10 protein-coding genes are annotated in these 10,906 nt (G+C 38.7%); all 10 read left to right on the top strand.

What is annotated here, in order from left to right; translation table 11 throughout:
- On the top strand, positions 1-658 hold a 658-nt coding region (locus tag R3333_RS08615; protein ID WP_318958383.1), incomplete at its 5' end, for a PP2C family protein-serine/threonine phosphatase.
- Positions 659-945: 287 nt separating this feature from the next.
- Positions 946-2,166, top strand: coding sequence for a DNA polymerase IV (gene dinB, locus R3333_RS08610; protein ID WP_318958382.1), 1,221 nt, complete (start codon positions 946-948; stop codon positions 2,164-2,166).
- Between the two features lie 3 nt (positions 2,167-2,169).
- Positions 2,170-5,205, top strand: coding sequence for a DNA polymerase III subunit alpha (locus R3333_RS08605; protein ID WP_318958381.1), 3,036 nt, complete (start codon positions 2,170-2,172; stop codon positions 5,203-5,205).
- Positions 5,206-5,776: 571 nt separating this feature from the next.
- Complete coding sequence (locus R3333_RS08600; RefSeq protein ID WP_318958380.1) at positions 5,777-6,487, top strand: DUF547 domain-containing protein; 711 nt, start codon at positions 5,777-5,779, stop codon at positions 6,485-6,487.
- 4 nt (positions 6,488-6,491) lie between these two features.
- The gene (gene arsS, locus R3333_RS08595) at positions 6,492-7,559 is read left to right on the top strand and encodes an arsenosugar biosynthesis radical SAM (seleno)protein ArsS (RefSeq protein ID WP_318958379.1); all 1,068 of its coding nucleotides are present in this window, start codon (positions 6,492-6,494) and stop codon (positions 7,557-7,559) included.
- Between the two features lie 5 nt (positions 7,560-7,564).
- Positions 7,565-8,071, top strand: coding sequence for a rhodanese-like domain-containing protein (locus R3333_RS08590; protein WP_318958378.1), 507 nt, complete (start codon positions 7,565-7,567; stop codon positions 8,069-8,071).
- The gene (locus R3333_RS08585) at positions 8,058-8,678 is read left to right on the top strand and encodes a TIGR04282 family arsenosugar biosynthesis glycosyltransferase (protein WP_318958377.1); all 621 of its coding nucleotides are present in this window, start codon (positions 8,058-8,060) and stop codon (positions 8,676-8,678) included. The genes R3333_RS08590 and R3333_RS08585 overlap by 14 nt, the downstream gene beginning before the upstream one ends.
- A 111-nt stretch (positions 8,679-8,789) precedes the next feature.
- A complete protein-coding gene (locus R3333_RS08580; RefSeq protein WP_318958376.1) occupies positions 8,790-9,407 on the top strand; it encodes an L-threonylcarbamoyladenylate synthase in 618 nt (205 codons plus the stop codon).
- Between the two features lie 78 nt (positions 9,408-9,485).
- Positions 9,486-10,169 carry an ABC transporter ATP-binding protein gene (locus tag R3333_RS08575; RefSeq protein WP_318958375.1) on the top strand — a complete coding sequence of 228 codons (684 nt, stop codon included), beginning with the start codon at positions 9,486-9,488 and terminating at the stop codon, positions 10,167-10,169.
- Positions 10,162-10,906 (top strand): TIGR02757 family protein (locus R3333_RS08570; protein WP_318958374.1); only part of this gene is annotated, 745 nt, incomplete at its 3' end. The genes R3333_RS08575 and R3333_RS08570, both read left to right, overlap by 8 nt.

Below are 10,906 nucleotides of genomic sequence, written 5' to 3'. Positions count from 1 at the left end.
GAAAATTGGCAACTACGTATATTTTGGTGTAGCAGATTGTACAGGGCACGGAGTACCAGGGGCTATGGTAAGTTTAGTGGCTTCTTCTGTTCTCAACAAGTGTTTACACGAATTAAAGTTAACAGATACCAATGTTATTTTGGACCACTTGAACATCGAAGTTCCACAGGTATTAGCTAGTGAGAATGAAGAAATACATGATGGTATGGATATCGCCTTGTGTAGACTTGATGTAAACACCTTGCAACTTCAATTTAGTGGAGCCTACCTTAACTGTTGGGTATTTAACGAAACCAGCTCTTTCTTAAATCGTATTCCTACGGAAATGAATTTCAGCGGCAAGAATGGTTTAAACATACTAGAAATCAAAGGAAACCGTAAAGGTATTGGTAAATCTAATGTTAGCTCTAACTTTAAATTGGTTGAATTCCAATTGCAAAAAGGTGATAAAATCATGCTTTCTTCAGATGGTTTCGAAGACCAATTTGGAGGTCCTAAAAACAAGAAATTTAAGCTAAATCAAATGCGTAACCTCGTCTTTGCATACGGTGCCAAAAGTGTAGATGTTCTTCTCCAAGAATTAAGCACTTCTTTCCAAACCTGGAAAGGCAGCAACGAACAGGTTGATGATGTTTGTCTAATGATTGTTGAAATCTAAAAAGCCCCCTTTTTTTTAAACATAAATAGTTTACGTTCTCATTCACTCTCTTTACAAATGATTAATTTTTAATCATTATTTAGATTTAAATTTAATCAAGATTGTATTTTTTAATAAATTTGTAAAGATGACGAAGGGAGAATAAAGCAAACTTCTTCTACCTAATTCTACAGGTAATAGAAGCATTCAACTTCTCATTTTTTAGTTGTCCTTTAAAAGGACGTATCAACTCAGCATCAGCAACATAGAAATATGGCTATAGCTTGCTATGCACTAAATTTTGGAGTATGAATAGTGATAACAGAGCCATTGTTCACATGGATTTGGACACCTTTTTTGTGTCCTGTGAACGCCTGATTGACAGCCGACTCGTGGGCAAACCAATCTTGATTGGAGGAACCAGTGATAGAGGTGTTGTAGCTTCTTGTAGCTACGAAGCTCGCCTATTTGGTATACACTCTGCCATGCCCATGAAAATGGCCAGAGAAAGATGTCCAGATGCCATTATTATTAAAGGAAACAGTACGACTTATACCAAGTACTCAAATATGGTAACTGAAATCATCAAAGAAGCCGCTCCCGTGTACGAGAAAACTTCCGTAGATGAATTCTACATGGACCTTACGGGGATGGATAAGTTTTTTGGATGCTTAAAATACAGCTCAGAACTGCGCCAACGCATTATGCGAGAAACGGGACTCCCCATTTCCTTTGGTCTATCCCCCAATAAGACGGTTTCTAAAATTGCTACCGGAGAAGCAAAACCCAACAATCAAATGCAGGTTTCCAGAGGTACAGAACGCGTATTTTTAAGTCCCCTCTCTGTACGTAAAATCCCTATGGTAGGACTAAAAACCTACCAAACACTCTGTAATCTGGGCATACGTAAAATTCAAACTTTACAGGATATGCCTATAGAAATGATGGAGAGTGCCTTGGGGAAAAATGGGAAAATGATATGGACCAAAGCGAACGGTATAGACAACAGTCCTGTAGTGCAGTACAACGAAAGAAAATCCATTTCTACAGAGCGCACTTTTGATAGAGACACCATAGACATACAAAAACTAACAGCTATCCTCACCGCCATGGCTGAGAATTTAAGCTTTCAACTGCGTAGAGCTGAAAAAGTATGTGCGTGTGTTACCGTAAAAATTCGCTATTCAGATTTTCAAACTCAAAGTGTACAGAAAAAAATTCCCTACACCGCAGCTGATCACGACATCATTCCGTTGGTTTTGGAACTCTTTAAAAAACTCTATACCCGTAGAGTATTGGTGCGCTTAATAGGTATACGCTTGAGTCATTTAGTAAACGGAAACCACCAGATAAGTTTATTCAATGAAAACAGTAAACTCGCCGATTTATACAGCGCCATGGATACTATACGCGATAGATACGGCGATAGAAGTTTAGTAAGAGCCTCCGGTTTAGAAGCCCGTACCATAGGCAGATACAACCCTTTCAAAGGAGAACCACCCATGTTATTAGCCAATAGACGCGTTTAATTTATGTTCAATACGCACAGTAAATATAGTTTACGCTACGGTTTAAAATCTCCCGAATGCATTGTTGACTTCTACAAAGAGGCTGGCTACACCTGTGCTTTTATTACAGACATCAATACCTCAACGGCGGCTTTGAGCTTAAGCAGGTATGCTCAAGAAAAAGAGTTCAATGCAGCTGTGGGGATAGATGTGCGCAACGGCATGGAGCAATGCTACGTGATTTTGGCCACCAACAACAGAGGCTTTCATGAACTTAACACCTTTGTTTCTGAACATCTTCAAAAAGAATTGGAATTCCCTGCTTTAGCTCCCTACTTAAGTAATTGCATCACCATTTACCCTTGGCAAAAAGCGCCCAAAAAATTAGGTCCGAATGAGTGGATAGGTGTTTCTAAAAAGACCCTACAAGACTACAACTGGAAGAAATTAAAACACACGGATAAGACAGTAATCCTGCACTCCATGAGCTTTGCTAACAAGCGTGATTTTAACGCACACAGACTCTTACGCGCCATAGAAAACAACTGTCTGCTCTCTGCCCTACCCGTTTCAGAACAAGCAAATGCCGACGATCTTTTTATAAGTAAAGCAGAACTCTACCAAAGCTTCGCGGAGTACCCAGAAATTATTGCCAACACCGAAGAAATAGCACAAAGTTGTAGCATACATTTCAAGTTTGGTGATGAAGTAGAATCTCAAAATCTAAAAAGCTATACAGGCTCTTGCCAGGAAGATTACGAGTTGGTGAAAAAACTCTGCGCCAAAGGCATGAATGAACGTTATAATGAAATTACGCCCGCCATTACAACACGTGTAGAAAAAGAAATAGAAATCATACGCGAGAAGGAATACCTTTCCTATTTTCTTATTTCCTGGGACATTATCAATTACGCCAGAAACAAAGGTTATTTCTATGTAGGTAGAGGAAGCGGTGCCAACAGCATTGTCGCTTACTTGTTAAAAATAACCGATGTAGATCCGCTTGAATTAGACCTCTATTTTGAACGCTTCATTAACCTCTATAGAAAAACTCCTCCCGATTTCGATATAGATTTTTCTTGGAAAGATAGAGATGATGTTACCCAATACATCTTTGAACGCTTCCCTAACGCAGCATTATTGTGTACTTACAATACCTTTCAATACAAAGCTACCGTACGCGAATTGGGAAAAGTATTTGGTTTGCCCAAGGCAGATATCGATCAGTTAAGTAACGGAAAAAACCTCCGTCAGGTAGATGAAATGGGGCGCTTAGTATTGAAATACAGCAAATTTATAGAAGGACTCCCTTCTCACCTGAGCATACACGCTGGTGGTATTATTATTAGCGAACGCCCCACAAGTTGGTACAGCGCCTGCTTTATGCCCCCCAAAGGTTTTCCAACTACTCAATTTTCTATGCTCGAAGCTGAAGACGTTGGTTTATACAAGTTTGATATTTTGAGTCAACGTGGGTTAGGAAAAATTAAAGACTGTATAGATATCATCCATCAAAATCAACCCCATAACCCACCGCACGACATTAGAGATGTGGCCCATTTTAAGGAAGACCCAAAAATCAAAGAAATGCTCATGAAGGCACAAGCTTTGGGTTGTTTCTACGTAGAATCTCCAGCCATGCGCATGTTGATGATAAAGCTAGAGGTGAAAAGTTATTTAGAATTGGTGGCGGCCAGCTCTATTATACGTCCGGGTGTTGCCCAATCGGGTATGATGCGCGAATATATATTGCGTCATAAAAACCCAGAAAGAAGAAAAGAAGCCCACCCGGTAATGCTGCAAATTATGCCCGAAACCTATGGCATTATGGTTTACCAAGAAGATGTAATTAAAGTTGCCCATCATTTTGGCGGACTCACCCTGGGAGAAGCTGATGTACTACGCAGAGGTATGTCGGGCAAATACAGATCTAGAGAAGAGTTTCTACAGGTGAAAGACAAGTTTTTTGACAACTGTAAAAACAAGGGTTATGTAGAAAAAGATGTGGCAGAAATTTGGCGACAAATAGAAAGCTTTGCAGGCTATGCCTTTGCCAAAGGGCACTCCGCTTCTTACGCCGTAGAGAGTTTTCAAAGTTTGTACTTAAAAGCCTATTACCCGCTAGAATACATGTTGGCCACCATCAACAATTTTGGAGGCTATTACCGCACCGAGACCTATGTACATGAAGCGCGTATGTTGGGGGCTAAAATAGAAGCACCGTCCATCAACAAAGGCTCTTGGCAAAGTTCTATACAGGGAGACACCCTTTATTTGGGGTTTAATTTGGTACATGGTTGTGAGCACAAAGTACTACACAAAATAATGCTCGAACGTCAACGCAGAAGCTTTGAAAATTTCGACGATTTAATTAACCGCGTACACATTCCGCTCGAACAACTTAACCTTATCATACGCATTGGCGCCTTGCGCGACTTTAAAGAAGGGAAAAAAGAGTTGCTTTGGCGCTCGCACTTTTACCACAACACCAATAAACAAAACCATAGAGAGCCCGTACTGTTCTACCCGCCTCAAAAACAATTTACGCTACCCGAGTTACAAGAAGCCCCCTACGAAGCTAGTTTCGAACAGATGGAACTCATAGGTTTTCCTTTGATTAATCCATTTAACTTATCTAAGGAGAATATCCCTCCCCATGTCACCGCCGAAAAACTCTCTAAACACCTGGGCCAAACCGTTATTAGTTTCGGTTATCTCATTACCCTGAAACGCTCTAAAACGGTAAACAAAGACTACATGTACTTTGGTACTTTTATGGACATAAATGGTGAAATGCTAGACACCGTCCACTTCCCTTTTGTAGGCAAAAAGTATCCTTTTCAAGGCAAGGGTATTTACAAATTCAAAGGCGTGGTTAGTGAAGAATTTGGCTACCACACCATAGAGGTAAATCGTATGCGCAAGGTGGCTTTTCAGGATGACCCAAGATATACAGAGGTAGAACACCAAGAAGAACAAGGAAAAGTAGTGACCAACAATTTTACGACAGCTATAGATTTTAAAAAGAAGAAAAAGCAAGCAAACGAACCCCTGCAATAGGGATGGAAATGGCAGCGCCGCAAACCAAATATTTAGTAGCTTACGCTAATAGTTTACGACCACCGGAAGTGAATTTGAAGCGGTAAAAGCTACTTGATATTTGGAGGGTGGACTAAAATGTACAGCCCGTAAAATTGCCCCAATTATAAGAAGAGAAAAATTTGGCAAACTGCCGGTCTATCCGCTTGTAGTTTACTTTTTGGCTCACCACATTACTAAAGCGCCATAAAATTTCTTAGGGCATTTTACTGCGCCAAGTACTGCTGGCCAGCCACAAAGCAAAGCTATCGCTTCTATACCTGTTTGAAAATACATCGCTCAAAACAACTCGCCCTCATACCTATTTTTGATTTTTTTCGAAAAAATTTCAGGTTCGAAACCTCCATTAAATCAGGAAGAAAGCTCATACAAGAAAAACGATTCTTCAAATAAATGCCTAAAACAACATCCAAAACAAGGGTTGAAACGTTGGTATATTAGAACAACAGCTTAGGAAAATTGTTAACTTTCTTGGCTATTGTAAGCAAGGCAAAGTTATTGCGACTAATTAAACAAGTCATACAAACAAAACATGAAAAAATTACTTACCCTATTAATTATTTGCATCGCAACGGCTAGCTGGGCACAACCCAGTCATGCACCCCTTACAAAACTATTGAGTAAACATGTAAGTGCGGCAGGAAATGTAGATTATGCCGCGATAAAAAAAGATATGGGTCAACTCGACGCATACCTCAAAACGCTAGAGACATCAGCTCCCACAGACAAATGGACAGACAACGCAGTAAAAGCATATTGGATAAATGCCTATAACGCGTACACTCTAAAAATGATGCTCAAGCACTACCCTTTGAAAAGCATAACTGATATTAAATATGGTGAGCAAAGCGCTTGGGATTACAAATGGATAAAAATAGGAGGAGAAACTTTATCACTCAACAACATCGAACATCAAAAATTACGTGCAAAATTTAAAGACCCACGTATACACTTTGCAGTAAATTGCGCCTCTTACTCTTGTCCTATCCTACTCAATAAAGCCTACGAAGCAAGTACTTTGGAAACGCAGTTAAATACACAGGCCAAGCTATTTATCAACGATAGTAAGCGCAATAAAATTACGGCAGATAAAATTCAGATTTCAGAAATTTTTAAGTGGTACAAAGATGATTTCGCTTCTGCGGGTAGCATCATTAACTACTTGAATAAATACAGCAAAATAAAAATTAAATCAACCGCTAAAGTAGAATACTTAAGCTATAATTGGAACATCAACGCATAGAGATATGAGCACTTCAACAGAAAAAAAAGAGAAATTACAATCCTTACAAAGACGAGATAGTTATTTGGCCAAAGCGCCAAACCAAATTCAACTCTTGGAAAAAGACAAACTACACGGTACACGCTTTTCTGATAAATTAAAAGAACACAACCAGTTTCCTTTACGCCCCACTAAATTAGAGATCTTACAAGTAAATGTTGGTTACATGTGTGATTTAACCTGTGAACACTGTCACGTAGATGCAGGTCCAACACGTAAGGAGATTATGACCAAAGAAACCATGGAGGATATTCTAAAGGCCATAGACAAAACCGACGTAAAAACTGTTGATTTAACAGGAGGTGCTCCAGAGATGAACCCTCATTTCATTTGGTTTGTAGAAGAACTTACCAAAAGAAATGTACAGACGATAGTTCGTAGTAACCTTACCATATTAGTTTCGAACAAAAAATTCAGAACCTACCCGCAATTCTTTAAAGACCACGGTGTGGAGGTGATTGCATCTATGCCTTGTTATACACAAGACAACGTAGATAAACAAAGAGGTTCTGGAGTATTTAACCGTTCGATTGAAGCCTTAAAGGTATTGAATGAATTGGGATACGGAATGGCTGATTCTGGATTGAACTTACACCTTGTTTACAACCCAGGAGGTCCAAGTTTACCACCTGAGCAAAAATCTTTAGAAAACGACTACAAAGTAAGGTTAAAAGAAGATTGGAATATTAGCTTCAACAACCTTTACACGATTACAAACCTTCCAATTTCACGTTTTCTAGACTTCATTTTAGCAGCTGGAAGATACGAGGAGTATATGGATAAATTAGTGAACGCATACAACCCTGTTGCCGCAGAAAATGTAATGTGTAAAAACACGATTTCTGTAGACTGGCAAGGTAATTTGTACGACTGTGACTTCAACCAAATGTTACAATTGAAGGTAGCTTCAAAGTCACGTCACATCAGTGAATTTGATGAAGACTTACTGGCAGATAGAAATATTATTCTTGGCCAACACTGTTACGGTTGTACAGCTGGAGCAGGTTCTAGTTGTCAAGGAGCAACAACTTAATTAGAATGAAACAGGCATTATTGATACTATTTTCCTTAATCGGAGTTTTAGTCTGGGGTCAAAATGAAATTGACCCCGACTTCAAAACCATGATAGAGAAGAAATACCACTTCCCTACCATATCGCAAGACTCTGCCCAAGATTTATTAGATTCCAATGACGTGTTTTTTTTAGATACAAGAGAACGAGAAGAATACAACGTAAGTCATTTACCAGGAGCTATCTACACGGGCTACGATAATTTCTCATGGTCTGCTCTCAAGGGAATTGACACCAATGCAATCGTCATTGTGTATTGTTCTATTGGTGTGAGAAGTCAGAATATTGCCGAAAAACTAGCTCAAAAGGGCTACCACAATGTTTATAATTTATACGGAGGAATTTTTCTATGGGCCGATCAAGCTAGACCTATGAAAGATAAATCTGGAAAAACAACGAGAAAAGTCCACGCCTACAACAAATTTTGGGGACGTTGGGTAAAAAAAGCACCAAAAGTATATGAGGAAGAGTAGCGTATTGCTTCTATTTACAAAGAACGTAGAAAAAGGAAAGGTAAAAACGCGTTTAGCCGCTACGGTTGGCGACGACAAGGCTTTAGAAATCTATGAACAACTTTTGGATTACACCATAGAATTTACAGATAAACTGCCTTTCCCAAAACATGTCTATTATGCCTGGAATATAGAAGGAGAAGACCGCTGGAGTAAGAATAATTTTGAAAAAAGACTTCAAGTAGAAGGAGATTTAGGCGATAAAATGAAACATGCGTTTCGAGAAAGTTTTAAGCAAGGTATCTCTAAAGTTATCATCATAGGAACAGACTGTGCCGAAATAAATGAAGAAGATGTACTCCGCGCAGAAGAATTATTAGATGAGCATGAAGTAGTTATAGGTCCAGCCTTAGATGGAGGCTACTATTTATTAGCGATGCGTTCTATGCACGATTTCATTTTTGAGAATAAACCTTGGAGCACCGAAAAGCTTTTTGATTTAACCACTAAAGAACTAAAGGACAAAGGAGTTTCCTATGCGCTTTTAGCCCCTAAATCTGATATCGACTATGAAGAAGATTGGATGCGTCCGAATTATATTAATGGAATGAAAGTGTTAAATGACTGAGGAAGTTCCTGCTTTGTTCAACCCTAAAATTGCGGATACTCAATAAAATAGGAAACCAATAGTCTGAACATCCTACTATTTTTTCCTTACCTTAGCTTTAAACACTACAGCATGCTTATAGAAATAAACCCATACAACATCGATCAACGTATTATAAAAGATTGTGTAAACAAGCTTCGCCAAGGAGAAGTTATCATCTATCCTACCGATTCTGTTTATGCCATGGGGTGCGACCTCGAGAGTAAAAAGGGTTTGGACAAATTGGCTGAGTTTAAAAATGTTAAACTAAAAAAATCTCAATTTTCCATTATTTGCAGTGACTTGAGTGATGTTTCTAATTACGTCAAGCAAATAGACAGACCAACATTTAAGTTACTTAAAAGTTCTTTGCCAGGTCCCTTTACTTTTGTAATGAACGCTACCAACGATGTTTCTCGACTCTTTGGAACGAACCGTAAAGAAATCGGTATTCGTATTCCTAACAATGAAATCATTTTGGCTATTGTAAAGGAATTAGGTAACCCAATTGCCACTACTTCCCTACATGACGATGATGATGTTTTAATGGAATACTTTACAGATCCTTATGAAATCTACCAACGTTGGGATGAAAAAGTAGATTACATCATTGATGGCGGAATGGGTAAATTAGAAGCCACTACCGTTGTTGATTGTACAGGTAGCGAACCTGAAATTTTACGTCAGGGAGCAGGAGAGATAAACCTTTAACTAAATAGGAGATTTTCCCACATAAAAATGGAAGGTGCTCAACTCAAGAGCTCCTTAAAAATCATTAAGTTTGTTTCCATGTTAAAAGCGCAAGGAATTATTAAATCTTACGGTAATTTAGAAGTTCTAAAAGGAATTGATTTAAACATATCAAAAAGTGAGGTGGTTAGTATAGTTGGTTCATCAGGAGCTGGAAAAACTACACTACTTCAAATTCTTGGAACCCTTGAAAAACCAGATCAAGGAAGCCTTGAAATAGGTGGCGTGAATCCCTTTAAATTAACCCAAAAATCACTTGCCAAATTTAGAAATGAACAATTGGGTTTCATTTTCCAATTTCATCAACTTTTACCAGAGTTTACAGCTTTAGAAAACGCAATAATGCCTGCCTTAATAAAAGGAACCAACAAAGCTGAAGCTGAAAAAATAGCCAAAGAAATCTTTAAGTTTTTAAATATTGAAAATAGAAACGACAACAAACCCGATGCGCTTTCTGGCGGTGAACAGCAACGTATAGCAGTAGCTAGAGCTTTGATTAATCAGCCCAAAGTGATTTTCGCTGACGAACCTTCGGGGAATTTAGATTCAAAAAATTCTGAAGAATTACACAAGCTCTTCTTTCAATTAAGAGATGAATTTGGTCAAACTTTTGTGATAGTAACTCACAATGAAAACTTGGCAAATATGGCCGATAGAAAATTAGTTATGTCGGACGGATTAATTGTAAATAGCGAACCTGTAACAGCTACAGAAAGTGAATAAAACTGAGATTAAAGAACTTTTAGACTTTAAGTTCAAAGCGTACAATGCTGCTGACTTTATCGGTACGGATCCTATACAAATCCCACATCAATTTTCCCAAAAAGAGGACATTGAGATTAGCGGACTTCTCGTTTCGACAATCGCTTGGGGAAACAGGACCTCCATTATAAAAAACGGAAATAAAATGATGGAAATTATGCGGCAAGAGCCTCATGATTTCATCCTGAATTACACACCTTCTCAAATTGAGGAGTTTGACTTTGTTCATCGAACCTTTAACAAAGTAGATCTGGATTTTTTCTTTCGAGCACTTCAAAATATTTACCGCAATTTGGGTGGACTAGAAGCCGTGTTTAAATCGCACAATGATTACCCCGGAGCAATGGGGAGAATCATAAATTTTCGCGATGCGATGTTGAGTACGGAGCACGAAAAGAGAAGTGAAAAACATTTATCTAATCCTGCTAAAAAAAGTGCGGCGAAACGCATTAACATGTATCTAAGGTGGATGGTAAGAAAGGATAACCAAGGAGTAGATTTCGGAGTTTGGGATTCCATCCCCTCTTCAGAACTCATGCTTCCACTTGATGTTCACACCGGGAATGTTGCCCGAAAACTTGGTTTATTAAAAAGAAAACAGAACGATTGGACCGCACTGGAAGAGCTTATGACCAATTTGAGGAAATTCGATAAAACGGATCCTGTAAAATATGATTACGCCTTGTTTGGACTAGGTG

This window comes from Lishizhenia sp. (assembly GCF_033720595.1).
Taxonomy (GTDB): domain Bacteria; phylum Bacteroidota; class Bacteroidia; order Flavobacteriales_D; family Crocinitomicaceae; genus Lishizhenia.
The sequence above is the reverse complement of the archived record's forward strand: the minus strand, read 5'-3'. Positions and strand labels throughout refer to the sequence as shown.